Annotated in this window: 17 protein-coding genes, 2 tRNA genes and 3 rRNA genes; 3 read left to right on the forward strand and 19 right to left on the reverse strand. The window is 48.7% G+C overall.

Annotation, left to right across the window (positions count from 1 at the left end; all coding sequences use genetic code 11):
- Positions 1–69: 69 nt before the first annotated feature.
- Together LG288_RS08450 and LG288_RS08455 are read left to right on the forward strand one after the other, a co-directional pair.
- Positions 70–1830 (forward strand): autotransporter assembly complex family protein, encoded by a 1761-nt coding sequence (locus tag LG288_RS08450; protein WP_404399772.1) that lies wholly within the window; start codon positions 70–72, stop codon positions 1828–1830.
- Positions 1827–5402 (forward strand): translocation/assembly module TamB domain-containing protein, encoded by a 3576-nt coding sequence (locus LG288_RS08455; RefSeq protein WP_404399773.1) that lies wholly within the window; start codon positions 1827–1829, stop codon positions 5400–5402. The genes LG288_RS08450 and LG288_RS08455 overlap by 4 nt, the downstream gene beginning before the upstream one ends.
- Positions 5403–5412: 10 nt before the next feature.
- On the opposite strand, the gene cdd is transcribed toward LG288_RS08455, so the two are convergent.
- From cdd to LG288_RS08485, 6 genes are all read right to left on the reverse strand, one after another.
- Entirely contained in the window at positions 5413–5805 is a 393-nt protein-coding gene (gene cdd / locus LG288_RS08460) for a cytidine deaminase (RefSeq protein WP_404399774.1), read from the reverse strand.
- Positions 5806–5961: 156 nt separating this feature from the next.
- Positions 5962–6077, reverse strand: a 5S ribosomal RNA gene (gene rrf / locus LG288_RS08465).
- Between the two features lie 124 nt (positions 6078–6201).
- Positions 6202–9086: ribosomal RNA gene (locus tag LG288_RS08470) — 23S ribosomal RNA — on the reverse strand.
- Between the two features lie 263 nt (positions 9087–9349).
- A tRNA-Ala gene (locus LG288_RS08475) sits at positions 9350–9425 on the reverse strand.
- A 127-nt stretch (positions 9426–9552) separates the two neighbouring features.
- Positions 9553–9629, reverse strand: a tRNA-Ile gene (locus LG288_RS08480).
- Between the two features lie 108 nt (positions 9630–9737).
- Positions 9738–11278, reverse strand: a 16S ribosomal RNA gene (locus LG288_RS08485).
- The 16S, 23S and 5S rRNA genes sit together here with 2 tRNA genes alongside, the layout of an rRNA operon.
- A gap of 488 nt (positions 11279–11766) precedes the next feature.
- Here LG288_RS08485 and LG288_RS08490 point away from each other — a divergent pair.
- Positions 11767–12591, forward strand: a complete 825-nt coding sequence (locus tag LG288_RS08490; RefSeq protein ID WP_404399775.1) for a hypothetical protein — start codon at positions 11767–11769, stop codon at positions 12589–12591.
- A gap of 40 nt (positions 12592–12631) precedes the next feature.
- On the opposite strand, the gene rplQ is transcribed toward LG288_RS08490, so the two are convergent.
- The 13 genes from rplQ to rpsH all read right to left on the reverse strand — a co-directional run bounded on the left by rplQ (position 12632) and on the right by rpsH (position 19534).
- Positions 12632–13033 (reverse strand): 50S ribosomal protein L17, encoded by a 402-nt coding sequence (gene rplQ / locus LG288_RS08495; RefSeq protein ID WP_404399776.1) that lies wholly within the window; start codon positions 13031–13033, stop codon positions 12632–12634.
- A 37-nt stretch (positions 13034–13070) separates the two neighbouring features.
- Positions 13071–14060, reverse strand: a complete 990-nt coding sequence (locus tag LG288_RS08500) for a DNA-directed RNA polymerase subunit alpha (RefSeq protein ID WP_404399777.1) — start codon at positions 14058–14060, stop codon at positions 13071–13073.
- A gap of 25 nt (positions 14061–14085) precedes the next feature.
- Positions 14086–14706 (reverse strand): 30S ribosomal protein S4, encoded by a 621-nt coding sequence (gene rpsD, locus LG288_RS08505; RefSeq protein ID WP_404399778.1) that lies wholly within the window; start codon positions 14704–14706, stop codon positions 14086–14088.
- Between the two features lie 28 nt (positions 14707–14734).
- Positions 14735–15124: a 30S ribosomal protein S11 gene (gene rpsK / locus LG288_RS08510; RefSeq protein ID WP_404399779.1), complete on the reverse strand. Its 390-nt coding sequence runs from the start codon at positions 15122–15124 to the stop codon at positions 14735–14737.
- A 12-nt stretch (positions 15125–15136) separates the two neighbouring features.
- The gene (rpsM, locus tag LG288_RS08515) at positions 15137–15493 is read right to left on the reverse strand and encodes a 30S ribosomal protein S13 (protein ID WP_404399780.1); all 357 of its coding nucleotides are present in this window, start codon (positions 15491–15493) and stop codon (positions 15137–15139) included.
- Between the two features lie 122 nt (positions 15494–15615).
- The gene (gene rpmJ / locus LG288_RS08520; protein WP_006956433.1) at positions 15616–15729 is read right to left on the reverse strand and encodes a 50S ribosomal protein L36; all 114 of its coding nucleotides are present in this window, start codon (positions 15727–15729) and stop codon (positions 15616–15618) included.
- A 24-nt stretch (positions 15730–15753) separates the two neighbouring features.
- On the reverse strand, positions 15754–17082 hold the full coding sequence (gene secY / locus LG288_RS08525) for a preprotein translocase subunit SecY (RefSeq protein ID WP_404399781.1): 1329 nt from the start codon (positions 17080–17082) through the stop codon (positions 15754–15756).
- 5 nt (positions 17083–17087) lie between these two features.
- Entirely contained in the window at positions 17088–17522 is a 435-nt protein-coding gene (gene rplO / locus LG288_RS08530; RefSeq protein ID WP_404403068.1) for a 50S ribosomal protein L15, read from the reverse strand.
- 3 nt (positions 17523–17525) lie between these two features.
- Positions 17526–17708 carry a 50S ribosomal protein L30 gene (gene rpmD / locus LG288_RS08535; protein ID WP_404399782.1) on the reverse strand — a complete coding sequence of 61 codons (183 nt, stop codon included), beginning with the start codon at positions 17706–17708 and terminating at the stop codon, positions 17526–17528.
- A 6-nt stretch (positions 17709–17714) separates the two neighbouring features.
- Positions 17715–18221, reverse strand: coding sequence for a 30S ribosomal protein S5 (rpsE, locus tag LG288_RS08540; RefSeq protein ID WP_404399783.1), 507 nt, complete (start codon positions 18219–18221; stop codon positions 17715–17717).
- Between the two features lie 9 nt (positions 18222–18230).
- Positions 18231–18584, reverse strand: coding sequence for a 50S ribosomal protein L18 (gene rplR, locus LG288_RS08545; protein WP_404399784.1), 354 nt, complete (start codon positions 18582–18584; stop codon positions 18231–18233).
- 9 nt (positions 18585–18593) lie between these two features.
- Positions 18594–19127, reverse strand: a complete 534-nt coding sequence (gene rplF, locus LG288_RS08550; protein WP_404399785.1) for a 50S ribosomal protein L6 — start codon at positions 19125–19127, stop codon at positions 18594–18596.
- Positions 19128–19141: 14 nt separating this feature from the next.
- On the reverse strand, positions 19142–19534 hold the full coding sequence (rpsH, locus tag LG288_RS08555) for a 30S ribosomal protein S8 (RefSeq protein WP_404399786.1): 393 nt from the start codon (positions 19532–19534) through the stop codon (positions 19142–19144).
- Positions 19535–19551 lie beyond the last annotated feature (17 nt).

Here is a 19551-nt window from a genome sequence, read left to right on the forward strand (position 1 = left end):
GCGGTATAATTTTACTTTACTATGACAGCCATGCGATTATAAAAGGCAGCATCCGGAGCAGTTTAGCGAATGATTATATTGCGGAAATTACCTGTTACTCAGCTTTTATATTGTGTTTTATGTATCGCTCTATGGTTTCCTGTAACCGCCAGCAGTCAGCAAGTTAAGGTGCAGATAAAAGGCGTCGAAGGAAACCGTCTGGACAACGTGAAAAGTTACTTACAAATAGCAAATATGGATTCCGCCCGTTCTTACCGGCCTTATCAAATCCGTTATTTACACCGACAGGCCGCTAAAGAAATAAAGCTGGCACTACAACCATTTGGCTATTATCAAACTGAAGTCAGCTCATCTCTCAAACAAGAAAGTGATTCGACCTGGCAGGCGACTTACAATATCAGTTTAAATGATCCTGTTATTATCGACGAAAACCAATGGGTCATTGATGGCGATGCCGAAACTGATGAACAACTCACAGCAGTGATTAAGAAAGGACAGGTAAAAACCGGTCGGGTTTTTCATCACGGCGAATACGAAAAACAAAAATCGGCACTTTTAAGCCGCGCAATCCAGAGAGGCTATCATCAGGCCGACTTTAAGCGCACACAAGTTATTGTCGATAAGGAACAGAATAGTGCTGCGGTGCAGGTTGTCCTGAACAGTGGTCCCCGCTACTATTTTGGTGAACTGGATATCAGCTCCAGTCATCTGCAAGATGATTTAATCAGACGTTATGCCCGTTTTGATGTTGGTGAGCCTTACATGACCAGCGAACTCAGTAAATTCCAGGTCGATTTAAGCAACAGCGATTATTTTTCGGAAGTACAAATTGTCAGTGACTGGAAAAATGCTAATGCCAACAATCAAGTTCCGGTCAGGGTAGAAACCTCAGCGAATAAAAAGACACACTATCGTTTTGGTGCTGGCTATGGCACCGATACCGGGGTTCGGTTAACGGCGGGCCTGGACCGACGTTGGGTAAACAATCGCGGCCACCAGTTCCGCTCGGCGGTGCAGTTAGCACAGTACGAGAGCCGGGCTACTGCGATTTACCATATCCCGGGTGAAAAACCGCAAATGGATTATCACCAACTGCGAACGGAAATTGGTAATAAAGACAATGAAAGCGTTAATTCTCAAGTCTATCGCGTAGCCGCATTAGATGTTTTCACCTATGACCGGTGGCAACGGGAGTATGATCTCAGCTGGTTCCACGAAGATTTTACCGTCGGCATACAAAATGACCGTTCGGAGTTTTTAGTACCCGGCGTCAAATGGCGCTACCTTAGTTCTGATCAGCGCATTAATGTCGTTAATGGCTGGCGCATCAGTTTCGGTTTGCGGGCGGCAGCCGGGGGCCTGTTGTCGGACGCCGATATGGTGCAGGGCAATATCAAGTTTAAATCTGTATGGACGTTAAGCGAGCGGTGGCGGTTATTAAGCCGCGCAGAAGCTGGCGCGACCTACATTGATAATTTTTACCGTTTACCGCCGTCATTAAGGTTTTTTGCGGGGGGCGACAACAGCGTGCGGGGATACGCTTATGAGCAGCTTGGCCCTGAGGATCCGAGTCAGGCAGTTATCGGCGGCCGGTATCTGGCCGTGGCCAGTGCCGAGTTCGATTATAGGATTGCGGATAGCTGGCGGCTTGCGGTTTTTTCAGACATTGGCAATACCATGATCGAGCCGAACCAGGATCTCAAACAAAGTATAGGCTTTGGTCTGCGTTGGTTATCTCCTGTGGGTGCGATTAGGCTGGACTTAGCTCAGGCCATCGATGAGCCGGGTAATCCATGGCGGCTGCATTTTACCCTGGGGCCTGACCTATGAGCATCTATAAACGCTTATCTTATGGGGTACTAAGCCTGGCGGTGCTGGTCTTTATCATTTTACCGGCTGTCTTGTTGAGTCTGCTGAGTACCCATACTGGTAGTCAGTGGCTACTTAATCTGGGTAAGCCACTGGTTGCCGAATCAATACAGTTTGAAGGATTTGAGGGTCGCCTGCTCGATCAATTTTCAGTGCGCAACGTAACAATTGATACTGGCCCCTTCGCTGCTCAGCTTTCCTCAGCCAGCTTAACCTGGTCACCGCGTAAGTTGTTCGCAGGCAACCTGGTGATTAATGACTTGGTTCTCGGCTCAGGCGAATTTCGCCTTCGCGCCGCTGACAGCAACGATCAGTCAGCTGCGTCGTCAAGCGACTTAAGCTCTGTCGCAATCCAGTTACCTCTAGCCGTAGAGCTTCAGCACTTTTCAGCACAACCTAGCTGGGTTTTCATTAATGATGCCCCTGAACAAAAGCTTGCCTTAACTGCCGCAGCATCCTTATCCGCTGCAGGTGATCTTAAGGTTGAGCAGTTAGTTGTCGAACATCAGTACACAACCCTCGATTTAACAGCTGACGCTAAGCTAGCGTATCCTTTTAGTTACCAACTTGAGCTGCTTGCCAGACTTCACTCTCCGGACTATCCAAAAGCGGCATTGCGGTTGGCATCAAGCGGTGACTTAGAAGAGTTGAGCGGATCTTTACAGGGGCAGGATAATTTAGCCGTTAATACTGAATTCAGCGTTGTAGCCCCTTTATCGAGCCTTAGTTGGAAAGCCGACGTAAGCCTATCGCAACTGCAGCCTTCAGCATGGATAAACGCACTTACCCCTATTTCTGTGGATGAATCTTTAACCATTGACGGCGTAGCAACTTTTAGTGGCGATAAAAATACCTCACTGACAGCCACCCCCGACCTGACCGTAAAAGACAGTCGTCAGGCAGCTAATGTTACCGGGAAATTTACACTCAATAAGGATAAACTAGAAATAAAACAACTGACTGGCCAGCTCGAGGGCTTATTCGACGGTGTTTTGACACTTAATGGCAGGGTTGGCTTGGGCAAGCCGGTGACTATGGATCTGCAGCTGCAGAGCGACGAAATAGCTTATCAGGAAACCCGAAATTCTGGTCAAATAGATGTCAAAGGAGCCATTAATCAATTAAACCTTGATACCCGAATCTCCACTCAGTTTCCTAATCAGCACCGGGCTGAGTTACTCGCCGCGGCGCAATTAACGGCTTCAGAGCTGAATATTACGAACTTTCAGCTCAGTGACTCACAGTTTGATGGCAAAGTTAAAGGCGACGCCAAAATAAGCTGGAATGACGGCATCAAACTGCACTCCTCAATCGAAGGAGAGCTTTTTGAAAAGCCAGTTTCATTAGTCACAGACCTCAGTTATCAGCAGCCCTATATTGAAGTTGATCAGTTTAACTTCGCCTGGCAGGGCATTACCGCAACGGCTCAGGGCATGATGGCCCCGGGCCGTCAGCTTCGCATTAATGCAGAAATACCTGACTTGCAGAACTTACCACTACTGCCCATAGATGCAGCAGGTGCACTCTCGGTCAGTGCTACCGCAGAGGGCGATCTTCAATCGCCCTGGGCCGAGGTACAGATCAACAGTCAAAGGTTAAGCCTGCAGGACCAGCTGATCAGCGATCTAAACCTGCTGCTAAGCGGTAATCTCGCTCAACAGTCACTTAGCTTACAGGGCATTATAGCCAACACTGACGTTGATCTTGGGTTAACAAGCCAGTTAAGCCAGAATGCCGTTAAATTGATAATCGAGCAGCTGACATTGGCTCCTGAAGAACTGGAGCAATTTGCGTTAACCAAGAAGGCCACTATCAACTATCAGTGGCAGGACGCTAATCTACAAATTGATGACTTCTGCGTGCTCCAGCAATCCGTTGGCGAACCTGTCTGCCTAAAAACCAATAAGCTTGAAACAAAGAATTCCGAGGTTTCCTTACAGTTAACCGCCTATAAACAGCCGCTCTCGATTATTAATTATTTTACACCTACGGCTCGGGTCAGAACTGAGGGCGATCTTGATGTTGATGTCAGTTCTGTTGTTAACCTGCGCTCTTTTACACCAAAGTCAGTGACAGCCAGGTTACAGTCTGACAATTTGATGCTAACCGGAATGGAAGATTCTATCCTGGTAGATAATCTACTAGTTGAAATAATGCCTGACGGCGATGTTACCTCTCTCAGTCTAATGGCGGTAGCTGAAGAAGCTGACCTGCAGGTTGATGGCAAGCTCAGTCTTTCAGAACTAACCAGCAGCGGTGAACTCGGTGGTTCTGTCCAGGCGTCCCTGGCCGATATTGGCATTATCGAAATTTTAGTAGCGCCGATCGGGGCAGCTAAAGGGCAGCTAAATGCTGATATTACTATCGGTGGTCAGTTGTTGAGTCCAACAGTAATGCCCCATCTTACTGCTGACATAGAGGAATTACTGATTAATCCCACCGGCACCCTGGTAACCGACACCCAGCTTTCGCTGCAACCTTCTGCTGAGGGGCGTGCTCAATATCAGTTGCAAGGTTCAGGTTCAGTCGGCGATGGGCAATTCAGCCTCCGGGGTAAAACCGATACCAGCGAGCAAAGCTTTAGTCTGCAGTTAAACGGTCAACAGTTACGGTTGCTGGACACCCCGCAACTCAGTGTTTACATTAGCCCGGATATGCAGGTTAATTTTGCCGAACGCCACTTGTCCATTAGTGGCGACATTGCTATCCCACAGGCACTCATTACACCGCTGCGTTTGTCAGGCGAAACCAGCCCGTCAGCAGATGTTGTTATTAAACAGCAGAAAACCGAACCATCAGAAACGGGGATAACGTCCAGCACCAACGTTACCGTAACTCTGGGCGACAAAGTAAGGGTTTCGGCCTATGGTTTTGAGGGTGAGCTTACCGGAGGCATGAGTGTTTCTCAAAGTAGTGAGTCCATTGCCCGGGCCACAGGCAAGGTTGGCGTTAAAGCCGGGACTTACGAGATTTATGGCCAGGAGTTAACCATCGATACCGGCCAGTTGATATACAACGGTGGCCCTGTCGATAACCCGGGCCTTAATTTACAGGTTGTTCGCGATTTACCGGATTCTGGCAACACGCCTGAGCAGGTAGGCGCTCAAGTGCGCGGAACGTTGCGCAATCCCGAACTGAACTTATTTTCAGACCCAGCCATGCCTGATGCGTCGGTTCTTTCTTATTTACTTTTTGGACGTCCACCCAACTCGGACTCCGAGTCAAGCAATCTTGAACTTCAGGCCGCTTTATTGCTGACAGGAAATATTACCGATTCGTTTACCGAGAATTTAAAGAATACGTTTGGATTTGACGAGGTTGCACTGGAGTCAGAAACCGAAAATGTTAATGACACCTCGCTATATTTAGGCAAGTATCTGACGCCAAAACTTTATATTAAATACGGTATAGGGCTTATCGAGTCGACATCGTCGTTTTTCCTGCGTTACCAGTTGACGGATCACCTGTGGATAGAGTCAACTTCATCGGCGGAAAGCCAGAGCGGCGATTTAATGTACAGCATTGAAAAGTAAAGCGACTAAACTAAAATGAAAATCCGTCTGGCAGTAGCTGGCTTACCGTCCATTGTTTCATGCCCTGTTCGGAGAATGACATAAAGGTCGTGTCGCCTTGCAGGAATTCGGCCATCACCTGGCGACAGGCGCCACAAGGCGAATGAATTTCTTTTGTTGGCGTATAGATAACCACCGTATCCACGGATTTAACATCAACACCTTCAGCAATAGCGCGGAAAATTGCCGTGCGCTCAGCACAATTCGACAGCCCGTAAGATACATTTTCAACGTTACATCCGCTAATTAATGTACCATCGTGGGTCTTTATTACTGCGCCAACTGAGAACTGGCTATAAGGCGCGTAAGCCCGCCGTGCAGCCTCTTTGGCCATTAATTTTAGATGCTCTACTTCAGTGCTCATAATTTTCATTCGGCTAAACCAACAAGTGGGCGATCATAACACGAAATACCGAGATATGAAGGGATTACGAGGAGTGTATTCCGGTCGTGGGTAAGCGTCGGTTTACCGACGGGCATAAAAAAACCCCGGCCAAACGGCCGGGGTTGTTTATTTGAAGTCTGGCGGTGTCCTACTCTCACATGGGGAGACCCCACACTACCATCGGCGCTGGTATGTTTCACTACTGGGTTCGGAATGGAGCCAGGTGGTGCCATACCGCTATGGCCGCCAGACAAAAACTGTCACAACATAAAAATCTGATTGTACATGCCACTCAATTTGTCGCGTCTTACGCAACCTATGTCTTTGCAGAGCGTTCAAACTTGTCTCAACAATTACAAACACCTTGGGTGTTGTATGGTTAAGTCTCACGGGCAATTAGTACGGGTTAGCTCAACGCATTACTGCGCTTCCACACCCCGCCTATCAACGTTGTAGTCTTCAACAACCCTTTAGAGCACTCAAAGTGCTAGTGAGAGCTTATCTCGAGGCTCGCTTCCCGCTTAGATGCTTTCAGCGGTTATCGATCCCGAACGTAGCTACCCGGCAGTGCCACTGGCGTGACAACCGGAACACCAGAGGTTCGTCCACTCCGGTCCTCTCGTACTAGGAGCAGCCCCTCTCAACTCTCAAACGCCCACGGCAGATAGGGACCGAACTGTCTCACGACGTTCTAAACCCAGCTCGCGTACCACTTTAAATGGCGAACAGCCATACCCTTGGGACCGACTTCAGCCCCAGGATGTGATGAGCCGACATCGAGGTGCCAAACACCGCCGTCGATATGAACTCTTGGGCGGTATCAGCCTGTTATCCCCGGAGTACCTTTTATCCGTTGAGCGATGGCCCTTCCATTCAGAACCACCGGATCACTATGACCTACTTTCGTATCTGCTCGACGTGTCTGTCTCGCAGTTAAGCTGGCTTCTGCCATTGCACTAACCGTACGATGTCCGACCGTACTTAGCCAACCTTCGTGCTCCTCCGTTACTCTTTGGGAGGAGACCGCCCCAGTCAAACTACCCACCAGGCACTGTCCCCACACCCGATAAGGGTGCCAGGTTAGAACATCAAACATACAAGGGTGGTATTTCAAGGGTGGCTCCACACCAACTGGCGCCGGTGTTTCATAGCCTCCCACCTATCCTACACATGTAGGTTCAATGTTCAGTGCCAAGCTGTAGTAAAGGTTCACGGGGTCTTTCCGTCTAGCCGCGGGTACACTGCATCTTCACAGCGATTTCAATTTCACTGAGTCTCGGGTGGAGACAGCGTGGCCATGGTTACACCATTCGTGCAGGTCGGAACTTACCCGACAAGGAATTTCGCTACCTTAGGACCGTTATAGTTACGGCCGCCGTTTACCGGGGCTTCGATCAAGAGCTTCGCTTACGCTAACCCCATCAATTAACCTTCCGGCACCGGGCAGGTGTCACACCCTATACGTCCTCTTTCGAGTTAGCAGAGTGCTGTGTTTTTAATAAACAGTCCCAGCCACCTGGTCACTGCGACCGCCGGCAGCTCATGACGCGAAGTCAATCACCACCAGCGGCGTACCTTCTCCCGAAGTTACGGTACTATTTTGCCTAGTTCCTTCACCCGAGTTCTCTCAAGCGCCTTAGTATTCTCTACCTGACCACCTGTGTCGGTTTCGGGTACGGTCAATGTTTATCTGAAGCTTAGAGGCTTTTCCCGGAAGCATGGCATCAACAGCTTCGCACCCTTGGGTGCTCGTCTCGTGTCTCGGCCTTAAGAGTCCGGATTTACCTAAACTCTCAGCCTACGCACTTTCACCGGGACTACCAACGCCCGGCCTGCCTAGCCTTCTCCGTCCCCCCATCGCAATAAACATCGGTACAGGAATATTAACCTGTTTTCCATCGACTACGCGTTTCCGCCTCGCCTTAGGGGCCGACTTACCCTACCCTGATTAGCATGGGATAGGAAACCTTGGTCTTCCGGCGTGGGAGTTTTTCACTCCCATTATCGTTACTCATGTCAGCATTCGCACTTCTGATACGTCCAGCATGCTTCTCAACACACCTTCATCCGCTTACAGAACGCTCCCCTACCCAGCACATAAATGCGCTGCCGCAGCTTCGGTGTATGGCTTAGCCCCGTTACATCTTCCGCGCAGGCCGACTCGACTAGTGAGCTATTACGCTTTCTTTAAAGGATGGCTGCTTCTAAGCCAACCTCCTAGCTGTCTGTGCCTTCCCACATCGTTTCCCACTGAGCCATAACTTTGGGACCTTAGCTGGCGGTCTGGGTTGTTTCCCTCTCCACGACGGACGTTAGCACCCGCCGTGTGTCTCCCGGATAGTACTCTGCGGTATTCGGAGTTTGCATGGGGTTGGTAAGTCGGGATGACCCCCTAGCCCAAACAGTGCTCTACCCCCGCAGGTATTCGTCCGAGGCTCTACCTAAATAGATTTCGGGGAGAACCAGCTATCTCCGGGCTTGATTAGCCTTTCACTCCTAGCCACAAGTCATCCCCTAATTTTTCAACATTAGTGGGTTCGGTCCTCCAATTGATGTTACTCAATCTTCAACCTGCTCATGGTTAGATCGCCCGGTTTCGGGTCTATACCCTGCAACTCAACGCCCAGTTAAGACTCGGTTTCCCTACGGCTTCCCTATACGGTTAACCTTGCTACAGAATATAAGTCGCTGACCCATTATACAAAAGGTACGCAGTCACCCCTCATGGAGGCTCCTACTGCTTGTACGTACACGGTTTCAGGTTCTGTTTCACTCCCCTCGCCGGGGTTCTTTTCGCCTTTCCCTCACGGTACTGGTTCACTATCGGTCAGTTGGGAGTATTTAGCCTTGGAGGATGGTCCCCCCATGTTCAGTCAGGATAACACGTGTCCCGACCTACTCGATTTCACTTACTATGTGCCGTCACATACCGGGCTATCACCGTCTGTGGCTCCGCTTCCCAGCGGATTCTGCTAACACTTAATAAGCTTAAGGGCTGTTTCCCGTTCGCTCGCCGCTACTGAGGAAATCTCAATTGATTTCTTTTCCTCCGGGTACTTAGATGTTTCAGTTCTCCGGGTTCGCTTCCTGGCACCTATAGATTCAGTGCCGGATACTCTGTAAACAGAGTGGGTTTCCCCATTCGGAAATCCATGACTCAAATGACTCTTACTGTCTTATCATGGCTTATCGCAAGTTAGTACGTCCTTCATCGCCTCCAACTGCCTAGGCATCCACCGTGTACGCTTAGTCACTTAACCATACAACCCCAAAGTGTCTGCTTGCGCTTAACTTCAGTGCTGTAATGCAACTAAGATTGTTTGTTCTTTGCTGTACACAAGTTCGATACGCCTCTACCTTACACATAGGTTCAAATAGAGTGGCATTTCTTACTTTTTTACAATCAGCTTTTCATGTTGTTAAAGAGCGCGTAACACAAGGTTACCGGTAAATAGCCTGTCCAGGCTGTTTAACGCTAACATCGCTTCCTGCGTCAGGACGCAGGCTACGTTTAGAGAAGAAGTGGTGGAGCCAAGCGGGATCGAACCGCTGACCTCCTGCGTGCAAGGCAGGCGCTCTCCCAGCTGAGCTATGGCCCCACAGACCGAAGGTCTGTCGGCATGTCCGACACAACCCTAAAAGGGAACTTCAAGCTGTGACAAGGCCGCAAGGAGGACGCATGCATCAGCATGCGACGACGCAGCAACGCAGTTCACAGCGCAGAAGTGGTGGGTCTGGGCAGACTTGAACTGCCGACCTCACCCTTATCAGGGGTGCGCTCTAACCAGCTGAGCTACAGACCCAGTAACCTTCAGGCATTGCGTCGCGTCAGGACGCGACCTACCCGAATTCTTCTCTATTGCTATCAAGCCTGCAAACTGTGTGGACACTTACTGCCGTAAGCTATTTTGTAAGGAGGTGATCCAGCCGCAGGTTCCCCTACGGCTACCTTGTTACGACTTCACCCCAGTCATGAACCACACCGTGGTGATCGTTCTCCCGAAGGTTAAACTAACCACTTCTGGTGCAGCCCACTCCCATGGTGTGACGGGCGGTGTGTACAAGGCCCGGGAACGTATTCACCGTGGCATTCTGATCCACGATTACTAGCGATTCCGACTTCATGGAGTCGAGTTGCAGACTCCAATCCGGACTACGACGCACTTTATGAGATTCGCTAACCATCGCTGGCTTGCTGCCCTTTGTATGCGCCATTGTAGCACGTGTGTAGCCCATCCCGTAAGGGCCATGATGACTTGACGTCGTCCCCACCTTCCTCCGGTTTATCACCGGCAGTCTCCCCAGAGTTCCCACCATTACGTGCTGGCAACTAAGGATAAGGGTTGCGCTCGTTGCGGGACTTAACCCAACATCTCACAACACGAGCTGACGACAGCCATGCAGCACCTGTCTCAGTGTTCCCGAAGGCACTAATCCATCTCTGGAAAATTCACTGGATGTCAAGGGATGGTAAGGTTCTTCGCGTTGCATCGAATTAAACCACATGCTCCACCGCTTGTGCGGGCCCCCGTCAATTCATTTGAGTTTTAACCTTGCGGCCGTACTCCCCAGGCGGTCAACTTAGTGCGTTAGCTGCGTTACTCACGTCTTAAAGACACGAACAACTAGTTGACATCGTTTACGGCGTGGACTACCAGGGTATCTAATCCTGTTTGCTCCCCACGCTTTCGTACCTCAGCGTCAGTCTCTGACCAGGTGGCCGCCTTCGCCACCGGTATTCCTTCCAATATCTACGCATTTCACCGCTACACTGGAAATTCTACCACCCTCTTCAGGACTCTAGCGTGCCAGTTCAAAATGCCATTCCCAGGTTGAGCCCGGGGCTTTCACATCTTGCTTAACACACCGCCTACGTACGCTTTACGCCCAGTAATTCCGATTAACGCTTGCACCCTCCGTATTACCGCGGCTGCTGGCACGGAGTTAGCCGGTGCTTCTTCTGTGGCTAACGTCAACTGTAACCGCTATTAACGATTACCCTTTCCTCACCACTGAAAGTGCTTTACAACCCGAAGGCCTTCTTCACACACGCGGCATGGCTGGATCAGGGTTGCCCCCATTGTCCAATATTCCCCACTGCTGCCTCCCGTAGGAGTCTGGGCCGTGTCTCAGTCCCAGTGTGGCTGATCATCCTCTCAGAACAGCTAGGGATCGTCGCCTTGGTGAGCCATTACCTCACCAACTAGCTAATCCCGCTTGGGCCCATCTCTAGGTGTGAGGTCCGAAGATCCCCCACTTTGGTCCGTAGACATTATGCGGTATTAGCCACCGTTTCCAGTGGTTGTCCCCCGCCTAGAGGCAAGTTCCCAAGTATTACTCACCCGTCCGCCGCTCGTCATCTTCCAGCAAGCTGGAAATGTTACCGCTCGACTTGCATGTGTTAGGCCTGCCGCCAGCGTTCAATCTGAGCCATGATCAAACTCTTCAATTAAAAGTAGTTCAATCAACTCAATAAATTACGCGTTTTTGCTTAACTTCGTTACCGAAGTCTTGCTGAACACTCATTCAAAAGTTGCAATACAATTTTCGTTTGCTTACTTTCGCAAGTGCCCACACAGTTTGCTTGGCTTGATATATTGTTAAAGAGCGTTGCTTCTTTCCGAAGCAGGGAGGCGTATTTTACATCCCTTTAGGTAATCGTCAAGTTCTTTTTTAAACTTTTCCGCTACCCCGTTGTCGGTTATCACCTCGCGGCTTTCTCCCTGACAACGGCGGCGAATTATAGAGATCTTATTGGCCCTTGCAAGCACTTTTTTCGACTTTCTTTTAATTGCCTAACTTTTAATCTGCATTGTTAGAAGAATGTTTTTAACAGGGAACTCATGCTGTGTTAGGTTGACTAATTACCAAAGAGACGACTAACTATTAATCTGTACTAATTTTCAAATTCTACTTAGTTTAACGATAGAGGGAAATACTATGGGGCCAGCATATAAGCGGATAACGCTTTGTTTCTTCTCTGCCATTAGCATAAATGCGGCAGCAGCAACCCTGCCCGCCAACAACAATTATGCACAACAGTCTTTAAATCCCTCAGTAACTAATTACGTTACCGAACTCAGTCCTTTGCAAAAAGAAAAAATAACGACTTATAGTGGTATAATTACCAACCACCTTAACAAAAATTTTTCTATTATCCGTACTGTACGAATCTTAACGAAACACTCGCCACAGGACGTAACCAGTATTCTTGTTGCCGCTTACCAACAACAACCTGAGCACATCACGGCAATTAGCCGCGCCGTAATCAGAAGCGAACCCGCATTAACAAATGACGTTGTGGCTACTGCCCTGACTGTCGCCCCTGAGCGTTGTGATGAAATTGTCGCTATGGCGATCAATGCGGAACCTGGCTACATTGATGATATTGTCGCCACAGCAGTAAACCACAAGCCTGAAAAACTCGATAGCATCGTACGAATCGCCATCACTGCTGAACCCGACTTAAGTGGTTCAGTTGTACGCTCTGCTGCTGAGACTTCGCCTAACAATTTTTTTGGTGCAGTACTCAATAGCATCAAGTCTTTACCGAAATCGACAAAAAACGTTTATTACGCAGTAAAAGATTTTTTTATTGAACAAAATACGTCCCGGCAAACAGATTTACCGGAGACAACACCCGAGCACTGGCAGCAATTTATTGAACGGGCAAAACAGAGTGGGGTAACACGCGAAGAACTTGAATGGTTTAAAGAGAAAGGTTATATCAGCGAGCAGCAATTAACTACCGCATTTAACCAATAAAAAAGCCGGCGTAAACGCCGGCTTTCTATTTTGAGATAATTTAATCTGCAGTAACTTCTTCTACAGACTCAACCTCTTCAACTTCTGGTCTATCAACTAACTCAATGTAAGCCATAGGAGCGTTATCACCTGTCCGGAAGCCACACTTCATAATACGAGTGTAACCGCCTGGACGACTTTCATAACGTGAGCCAAGCTCATTAAAAAGCTTACCTACAACTTCTTTATCACGAGTTCGTGCAAATGCCAAACGGCGATTCGCAACACTGTCTTGTTTAGCCATTGTGATCAATGGCTCTACTACGCGACGCAACTCTTTCGCTTTTGGTAATGTTGTCTTGATTATCTCATGACGCACCAAAGAAACAGCCATATTGCGAAACATCGCTTGGCGATGGCTGCTATTACGATTAAGTTGACGACCACTCTTACGATGGCGCATACCTATACCCTTCTCAGTAAATCGATACTAAGGTAATTTAGTCGTTATCAAGAAGACTAGCTGGCGGCCAGTTCTCCAGGCGCATGCCCAGAGATAAACCACGTGACGCTAGTACGTCCTTGATTTCTGTCAGCGACTTTTTACCTAAGTTAGGAGTTTTCAACAACTCAACTTCGGTACGCTGGACTAAATCACCAATGTACTGAATTGCTTCTGCCTTGAGGCAGTTCGCTGAACGAACAGTTAATTCGAGATCGTCGACCGGGCGGAGTAAAATCGGATCGAATTCCGGCTTTTCCTCTTTCTCTTCCGGCTCACTGATATCGCGGAGCTCTACAAACGCTTCCAGCTGTTCTGCCAAAATCGTTGCGGCACGGCGGATAGCCTCTTCAGGATCCAGTGTGCCATTAGTTTCCATTTCGATAACCAGCTTGTCCAAGTCAGTGCGTTGCTCAACCCGAGCAGCGTCAACGCTGTAAGCGATACGCTCTACAGGACTAAACGACGCATCAACCAGCAGACGGCCGATTGGACGCTCATCATCGTCTTCAGACTGACGAGATGACGCAGGAACATAACCACGACCACGTTCAACTTTAACACGCATGTTGAACTCGCTGTCACCGGTAAGGTGACAAATAACGTGTTCAGGATTTACGATTTCAACATCACCGTCGTGCTGGAAATCGCCTGCGGTTACAGGACCTGCACCGGATTTATTCAAGGTCAACGTCGCTTCGTCTTTACCTGCCAGGCTGACGGACAACCCTTTGAGATTCAACAAAATTTCTATGACGTCTTCTTGAACGCCCTCTTTACTGCTGTATTCATGCAGTACACCGTCGATTTCTACTTCAGTCACTGCACAACCTGGCATTGATGATAATAGAATGCGACGTAACGCATTACCTAAAGTGTAACCGAAGCCGCGCTCTAGAGGCTCCAGTGTCACCTTGGCATGAGTCGGGCTAATTTGCTCGATGTCGACTAACCTCGGCTTTAGGAATTCGGTAACAGAACCCTGCATTGTGTCCTCTCTCTATGCTTAAGCTTTACTTTGAGTAAAGCTCTACGATCAACTGTTCGTTAATTTCAGCAGACAAGTCGCTACGTTCAGGAAGGCGCTTGAACTGACCTTCCAATTTGTTGCCGTCTACTTCTAACCAAACTGGCTTTTCACGCTGCTCGGCTAATTCCACCGCCGCTGCAATACGTGACTGCTTTTTAGCTTTTTCACGGACTGAAACAGCATCTTCAGGACGAACCTTGAAAGACGGAATATTAACAACTTGGCCATTAACAACGACAGCCTTATGGCTGACCAGTTGGCGAGCTTCAGCGCGTGTAGACGCGAAGCCCATGCGATAAACTACGTTATCCAAACGCTGTTCAAGCAACTGCAACAGGTTCTCACCGGTATTGCCTTTCAGACGAGCGGCTTCTTTATAGTAGTTACGGAATTGTTTTTCCAGAACGCCGTACATACGACGAACTTTTTGCTTTTCGCGCAACTGCACACCATAGTCTGACAAACGACCGCGACGGGCGCCGTGCTGTCCAGGTGCAGTTTCGATTTTACATTTAGAATCGATTGCGCGTACGCCGCTTTTCAAGAACAAATCTGTTCCTTCGCGACGACTTAACTTGAGCTTAGGACCCAAATATCTTGCCATGATCTTTCTCCAACTATCGATTCACGCCTTAAACGCGACGTTTCTTAGGCGGACGACAACCGTTGTGAGGAATCGGTGTCACATCGGTAATATTGGTAATGCGGTAACCAACGGCATTTAACGCACGAATCGATGATTCGCGGCCTGGGCCGGGACCGTTTACAAATACTTCCAGGTTTTTAAGACCGTATTCCTTCGCCACTTCACCTGCACGTTCAGCCGCTACCTGAGCAGCAAACGGCGTTGATTTCCGTGAACCCCGGAAGCCAGACCCACCGGCAGTTGCCCACGCTAATGCGTTGCCCTGACGATCGGTAATAGTGATAATGGTGTTATTGAAAGATGCATGTACGTGAGCCATGCCATCGGCGACTTGCTTTTTAACGCGCTTGCGAGAGCGAGTTGGTGTTTTAGCCATTACTCAATCCCCCTATTTCTTAATTGGCTTGCGCGGACCTTTACGAGTGCGCGCATTTGTCTTAGTGCGCTGACCCCGTAGAGGAAGGCTGCGACGATGACGAAGACCACGAAAACAACCGAGATCCATCAACCGTTTAATGTTCATTGATACTTCACGACGTAAGTCACCTTCTACTGCATATTTGGCAACTGCGTCACGAAGCGCGTCTAGTTTTTCTTCCGACAATGAACCAATCTTTGTGTCTTCAGCAATACCTGTTGCTGCACAGATTTCCTGTGAGCGGGTACGGCCAACACCATAGATAGCGGTTAAAGCGATAACCGCGTGCTTATTGTCAGGAACGTTAATGCCAGCGATACGGGCCACTAACACGTCTCCTTAAATTTGTAGGCACAAGATGAAAAGCCCGTTAGGATACTCATCCACGTGCCGGATTGCAAACACTTCAAAAGGGGATGGCCCTCAGGCCACCCCACTTTTCCTTCGAATCAACCTTGCCGCTGCTTATGTTTAGCGTCTGTACAAATCACTCGAACAACACCGTTGCGCTTAATGATTTTACAGTTACGACAGATTTTCTTCACGGAAGCACGAACTTTCATTGCTACTCTCCGTTCTGCTCAACCTTAGCGGCCGTAGCCTTTTAGGTTAGCTTTTTTAAGTACAGAATCATATTGATGTGACATCAAGTGAGTCTGTACCTGAGCCATAAAGTCCATGATAACAACAACGATAATCAACAATGACGTACCGCCGAAGTAGAACTGTACGTTCCAGGCAATCATCATGAACTCAGGAACTAAACATACAAAGGTAATGTACAGCGCCCCTGCAAGAGTCAGCCGAGTCATTACTTTGTCAATATACCGCGACGTCTGTTCACCCGGACGTATGCCCGGAATAAAAGCGCCTGACTTCTTCAGGTTGTCTGCCGTTTCGCGTGGATTAAATACCAACGCTGTGTAGAAGAAACAGAAGAAGATAATTGCAGCCGCGTATAATAACACATAAAGCGGCTGTCCTGGAGATAAAGTCATAGATACTTGTTGTAAAATATCTGCGACAGCACCTTCACCAGAGCCAAACCAAGTGGCTATGGTACCAGGAAACAAAATAATACTCGATGCGAAAATTGGTGGAATAACACCCGCCATGTTCACTTTCAATGGCAAGTGCGAACTCTGTGCCGCAAACACCTTACGACCCTGCTGCCGTTTAGCGTAATTAACGACAATACGCCGTTGACCACGTTCAACAAAAACAACGAAGTAGGTTACTGCTAACACAACAACACCAATTAACAACAGCAGCAGAAGGTGCAGGTCACCCTGCCGTGCTTGTTCTGCTGTTTGACCAATTGCCGATGGCAAACCTGCAACAATACCCACGAAAATCAGGATAGAGATGCCGTTACCGATACCTCGCTCAGTGATTTGCTCGCCTAACCACATCAGGAACATGGTGCCTGTCACCAAGCTCACAACTGCGGTAAAGTAAAAACCAAAACCTGGATCGATAACCAATCCGGGCATCAGATTTGGCAAACCTGTTGCGATTCCAACCGACTGGAACGATGCCAGTATTAGGGTACCCCACCGCGTGTACTGGTTTATCTTGCGACGACCAGATTCACCCTCTTTCTTGAGCTCAGCCAGGCGTGGATGAACCACACTGGCTAACTGCATAATGATCGAGGCGGAAATATAAGGCATGATCCCCAATGCAAACACTGACGCTCGTTCAAGAGCACCACCGCTGAACATGTTAAACATGGCAACGATGGTGTCTTTTTGCTGTTCGAATAACTGAGCTAAAACTGCGGCATCAATACCAGGAATAGGCACAAAGGAGCCCGCTCGGAAGACGATGATCGCTCCTAACACAAACAACAGGCGACGCTTGAGTTCCGACGTGCCACCTTGCGCTCGATTTGATTCCAATCCTGGTTTAGCCATGAGCCCTATCCTTCGATTTTGCCGCCAGCAGCTTCAATAGCCTCGCGAGCGCCTTTGGTGACTTTCAGACCGTTAATGGTCAGTTTACGCGTTAACTCGCCGGACTTAATGACTTTTGCAGCCAATATGTTCTTACGAATTAGACCCGCAGCTTTCAATGTTGCTAAATCGACAACATCACCTTCGACTTTCGCGATTTCAGCCAAGTTAACTTCTGCAGTCACCATAGCTTTACGTGAAGTAAAACCAAATTTCGGCAGACGCCGTTGGATTGGCATTTGTCCGCCTTCGAAACCTGGCTTAACGGAACCACCAGAGCGTGATTTCTGCCCTTTATGACCGCGACCACCAGTTTTTCCCAGACCTGAACCAATACCGCGACCAACGCGTTTTTTACTGCTTTTGGCACCCGGTGCGGGAGACAGACTATTTAATTCCATCATTTATCCCTCCACCTTTATCATGTAATGAACTTGGTTCACCATACCGCGGACTGCAGCAGTGTCTTCCAACTCTACTGTGTGACCAATGCGGCGCAGACCCAAGCCACGTAGTGTAGCTCTATGCTTCGGCAAACGACCGATCGCGCTACGCGTCTGTGTTACTTTTACTGTCTTTTTCGCCATTGTTCACTACCCCAGTATCTCGTCAACGCGCAATCCACGCTTCGCCGCCACTTGCTCCGGCGATTTCATATCGTTCAGCGCTTTAATAGTTGCGCGAACAACGTTGATTGGATTGGTTGAACCATATGCTTTTGACAGCACGTTATGAACACCTGCTACTTCCAGAACCGCACGCATAGCACCACCAGCGATGATACCCGTACCTTCTGATGCAGGCTGCATGTATACCTGTGAACCTGAGTGACGACCTTTAACAGGATGTTGCAAGGTGTCGCCTTTCAGCTGCACGGTTACCATGTTACGGCGTGCCTTTTCCATCGCTTTTTGAATAGCGGCTGGAACTTCACGTGCTTTACCGTAACCGAAACCGACTTTACCTTTGCCGTCGCCAACTACAGTCAGTGCAGTGAAACTAAAGATGCGGCCACCTTTAACAACTTTCGCTACACGATTAACTGTAATCAACTTCTCAATCAGTTCACCGTTTTGAGCTTCTGCATTTGCATTTGCCATGTTCGTCTCCTAGAACTGAAGTCCAGCTTCGCGAGCAGCGTCTGCTAAAGCAGCAACGCGGCCGTGGTATTTAAACCCACTGCGGTCGAAACTGACGTCTGTAACGCCTTTTTCTACCGCACGCTCAGCGATGATTTTACCCACGACTTTCGCTGCATCAACGTTACCCGTTGATTTAACTTGGTCACGGACTGCCTTTTCAACCGTCGAGGCGGCCGCCAGCACTTCAGAACCGTTAGGTGCGATCAACTGTGCGTACATATGACGCGGTGTACGGTGTACAACCAGCCGATTTGCACCCAACTCTTTAATTTGTTTACGTGCGCGAGTAGCACGACGTAAGCGAGCTGCTTTCTTGTCCATCGTATTACCCTACTTTTTCTTGGCTTCTTTACGGCGCACTTGCTCGTCAGAATAACGAACACCCTTACCTTTATAAGGCTCAGGTTTGCGATATGCACGAATGTTAGCAGCCACTTGGCCAACTAACTGCTTATCAGCGCCTTTAACGATAACCTCGGTTTGAGAAGGAGTTTCGATAGTAATTCCTTCCGGGATTTGGTACTCAACCGGGTGTGAGAAACCCAACGTCAGGTTCAGCTTGCTACCTTGCGCTTGCGCACGATAACCAACACCTAACAGTTGCAGTTTGCGTTCAAACCCTTTTGATACTCCAACCACCATATTTTGCAATAATGCGCGCGCTGTACCAGCCTGAGCTGTTGCATTCGCAACACCTTCACGGGCAATAGTACGAACGACATTGTCTTCCTGCACTAGTTCAACAGCATTATTAATTACGCGACTCAACGAGCCCAGGGCGCCTTTGATCGTTACTTCCTGGCCATTTAGCGAAATTTCAACGCCAGCAGGAATTTCAATGGGTGCTTTAGCAACACGTGACATTTCCTACCTCCTAATTACGCTACGTAACCGATGATTTCGCCACCAAGACCAGCTTGGCGAGCGGCACGATCAGTCATTAGGCCTTTCGATGTTGAAACAACAGCGATACCAAGACCACCCATCACGTTAGGCATCTCGTTGCGTTTCTTATAGATACGCAAACCCGGGCGACTAACGCGCTCAATCGATTCAATTACTGGCTTGCCTTCGAAATACTTTAATTCGATTTCAAGCTCAGGTTTAGCAGAACTCTCAGCGCTAAAATCAACAATGAAACCTTCTTTCTTAAGCACTTCGGCAATTGCCACTTTTTGCTTAGATGAAGGCATTTTCACTGTAACTTTATTAGCACGTTGAGCATTGCGGACGCGTGTAAACATATCCGCAATCGGATCTTGCATGCTCATATTTGCTCTCTCCCGTG

The sequence above is a fragment of the Idiomarina seosinensis genome, assembly GCF_044797955.1.
GTDB classification, from domain to species: domain Bacteria; phylum Pseudomonadota; class Gammaproteobacteria; order Enterobacterales; family Alteromonadaceae; genus Idiomarina; species Idiomarina seosinensis_A.

Coding starts and splice junctions, on each gene's coding strand:
- rpsE (WP_404399783.1), bottom strand. CDS start 18,221: ATGGCAAATGCAAATGCAGAAGCTCAAAACGGTGAACTGATTGAGAAG.
- rplQ (WP_404399776.1), bottom strand. CDS start 13,033: ATGCGCCATCGTAAGAGTGGTCGTCAACTTAATCGTAATAGCAGCCAT.
- rplO (WP_404403068.1), bottom strand. CDS start 17,522: ATGGAATTAAATAGTCTGTCTCCCGCACCGGGTGCCAAAAGCAGTAAA.
- rplF (WP_404399785.1), bottom strand. CDS start 19,127: ATGTCACGTGTTGCTAAAGCACCCATTGAAATTCCTGCTGGCGTTGAA.
- LG288_RS08500 (WP_404399777.1), bottom strand. CDS start 14,060: ATGCAGGGTTCTGTTACCGAATTCCTAAAGCCGAGGTTAGTCGACATC.
- LG288_RS08490 (WP_404399775.1), top strand. CDS start 11,767: ATGGGGCCAGCATATAAGCGGATAACGCTTTGTTTCTTCTCTGCCATT.
- rpsD (WP_404399778.1), bottom strand. CDS start 14,706: ATGGCAAGATATTTGGGTCCTAAGCTCAAGTTAAGTCGTCGCGAAGGA.
- rpsH (WP_404399786.1), bottom strand. CDS start 19,534: ATGAGCATGCAAGATCCGATTGCGGATATGTTTACACGCGTCCGCAAT.
- LG288_RS08455 (WP_404399773.1), top strand. CDS start 1,827: ATGAGCATCTATAAACGCTTATCTTATGGGGTACTAAGCCTGGCGGTG.
- rpsK (WP_404399779.1), bottom strand. CDS start 15,124: ATGGCTAAAACACCAACTCGCTCTCGCAAGCGCGTTAAAAAGCAAGTC.
- secY (WP_404399781.1), bottom strand. CDS start 17,082: ATGGCTAAACCAGGATTGGAATCAAATCGAGCGCAAGGTGGCACGTCG.
- cdd (WP_404399774.1), bottom strand. CDS start 5,805: ATGAGCACTGAAGTAGAGCATCTAAAATTAATGGCCAAAGAGGCTGCA.
- LG288_RS08450 (WP_404399772.1), top strand. CDS start 70: ATGATTATATTGCGGAAATTACCTGTTACTCAGCTTTTATATTGTGTT.
- rpmD (WP_404399782.1), bottom strand. CDS start 17,708: ATGGCGAAAAAGACAGTAAAAGTAACACAGACGCGTAGCGCGATCGGT.
- rpmJ (WP_006956433.1), bottom strand. CDS start 15,729: ATGAAAGTTCGTGCTTCCGTGAAGAAAATCTGTCGTAACTGTAAAATC.
- rplR (WP_404399784.1), bottom strand. CDS start 18,584: ATGGACAAGAAAGCAGCTCGCTTACGTCGTGCTACTCGCGCACGTAAA.